Below are 265 nucleotides of genomic sequence, written 5' to 3'. Positions count from 1 at the left end.
CTGGGCGGCAGTGCTCTGCCTGCTTGGTGCGGCCGCCACCATTGCGATCGCCTATGCCATCGTCCGCAGTGTAACGGCGCCGATTGCCCGGCTGAAGACGGCGATGAACGCGATTGCTGCCGAGGAAGCATCCGTCGAGATCGCCGGCAGCGAGTGCCGCGACGAGGTGGGACAAATGGCCAAAGTGCTGCTGGTGCTGCGTGACTCCGTCGACGAACGCAGGGCGCTACGCGGCCGCGAAGACGAGCGGCAGCGGCAGATCGAC

Annotated in this window: 1 protein-coding gene; it reads left to right on the top strand. The window is 66.8% G+C overall.

The features are described 5' to 3' along the window. A partial coding sequence (locus tag EOD29_RS32385; RefSeq protein ID WP_127248843.1) for a HAMP domain-containing protein occupies positions 1 to 265 on the top strand: 265 nt, incomplete at both ends.

It is taken from the genome of Mesorhizobium sp. M1A.T.Ca.IN.004.03.1.1 (assembly GCF_003997555.1).
Classification (GTDB): Bacteria; Pseudomonadota; Alphaproteobacteria; order Rhizobiales; family Rhizobiaceae; genus Mesorhizobium.
Note: the sequence above shows the minus strand (reverse complement) of the source record. Positions and strands in the feature narration are given on the sequence as shown.